1 rRNA gene (cut by a window edge) is annotated in these 2,103 nt (G+C 57.7%); it reads right to left on the bottom strand.

Annotated features, from left to right (window positions below):
- Positions 1-1,931: ribosomal RNA gene (locus tag ACZ5Y0_RS36765) — 23S ribosomal RNA — on the bottom strand (it extends 1,271 nt beyond the left edge of the window).
- Positions 1,932-2,103 lie beyond the last annotated feature (172 nt).

Raw genomic sequence — 2,103 nt, 5'->3', positions numbered from 1 at the left:
AGTGATGGCCCCCCTTCTCCCGAAGTTACGGGGGCATTTTGCCGAGTTCCTTAACCATAGTTCACCCGAACGCCTCGGTATTCTCTACCTGACCACCTGAGTCGGTTTAGGGTACGGGCCGCCATGAAACTCGCTAGAGGCTTTTCTCGACAGCATAGGATCATCCACTTCACCACAATCGGCTCGGCATCAGGTCTCAGGCACAAGAACGGCGGATTTGCCTACCGTTCGCCCTACACCCTTACCCCGGGACAACCACCGCCCGGGCTGGACTACCTTCCTGCGTCACCCCATCACTCACCTACTGCAAGTCTGGTCCGTCGGCTCCACCACTTTCCTTTCCCCGAAGGGTCCGGAACGGCTTCACGGACTTAGCATCGCCTGGTTCAGTGTTTGACGCTTCACAGCGGGTACCGGAATATCAACCGGTTATCCATCGACTACGCCTGTCGGCCTCGCCTTAGGTCCCGACTTACCCTGGGCAGATCAGCTTGACCCAGGAACCCTTAGTCAATCGGCGCAAACGTTTCTCACGTTTGTATCGCTACTCATGCCTGCATTCTCACTCGTGAACCGTCCACAACTCGCTTCCGCGGCTGCTTCACCCGGCACACGACGCTCCCCTACCCATCACAGCCGCCGTTGGGCGTATATGCTGCAATGACACGACTTCGGCGGTACGCTTGAGCCCCGCTACATTGTCGGCGCGGAATCACTAGACCAGTGAGCTATTACGCACTCTTTCAAGGGTGGCTGCTTCTAAGCCAACCTCCTGGTTGTCTGTGCGACTCCACATCCTTTCCCACTTAGCGTACGCTTAGGGGCCTTAGTCGATGCTCTGGGCTGTTTCCCTCTCGACCATGGAGCTTATCCCCCACAGTCTCACTGCCGCGCTCTCACTTACCGGCATTCGGAGTTTGGCTAAGGTCAGTAACCCGGTAGGGCCCATCGCCTATCCAGTGCTCTACCTCCGGCAAGAAACACACGACGCTGCACCTAAATGCATTTCGGGGAGAACCAGCTATCACGGAGTTTGATTGGCCTTTCACCCCTAACCACAGGTCATCCCCCAGGTTTTCAACCCTGGTGGGTTCGGTCCTCCACGAAGTCTTACCTCCGCTTCAACCTGCCCATGGCTAGATCACTCCGCTTCGGGTCTTGAGCGTGCTACTGAAACGCCCTGTTCGGACTCGCTTTCGCTACGGCTACCCCACTCGGGTTAACCTCGCAACACACCGCAAACTCGCAGGCTCATTCTTCAAAAGGCACGCAGTCACGAGAACACATGCAAGCATGCATTCCGACGCTCCCACGGCTTGTAGGCACACGGTTTCAGGTACTATTTCACTCCGCTCCCGCGGTACTTTTCACCATTCCCTCACGGTACTATCCGCTATCGGTCACCAGGGAATATTTAGGCTTAGCGGGTGGTCCCGCCAGATTCACACGGGATTTCTCGGGCCCCGTGCTACTTGGGTGTCTCTCAGACGAGCCGCTGACGTTTCGACTACGGGGGTCTTACCCTCTACGCCGGACCTTTCGCATGTCCTTCGTCTACATCAACGGTTTCTGACTCGCCCTGCCGCCGGCAGACGACAGAAGAGAGATCCCACAACCCCGTACACGCAACCCCTGCCGGGTCTCACACGTATACGGTTTAGCCTCATCCAGTTTCGCTCGCCACTACTCCCGGAATCACGGTTGTTTTCTCTTCCTGCGGGTACTGAGATGTTTCACTTCCCCGCGTTCCCTCCACATACCCTATGTGTTCAGGTATGGGTGACAGCCCATGACGACTGCCGGGTTTCCCCATTCGGAAACCCCCGGATCAAAGCCTGGTTGACGACTCCCCGGGGACTATCGTGGCCTCCCACGTCCTTCATCGGTTCCTGGTGCCAAGGCATCCACCGTGCGCCCTTAAAAACTTGGCCACAGATGCTCGCGTCCACTGTGCAGTTCTCAAACAACGACCAGCCACCCATCACCCCAAACCCATACAGGTTCGAGTGCACTGGGGCCGGCACTGAAGGCAGCCAGACGGCCATACCCTCAGACACCCAACAGCGTGCCCGGCACCCTCACCGCTCCCCTCGACGTTCCACG

This window comes from Streptomyces sp. NPDC033216 (assembly GCF_055577115.1).
Note: the sequence above shows the minus strand (reverse complement) of the source record. Positions and strands in the feature narration are given on the sequence as shown.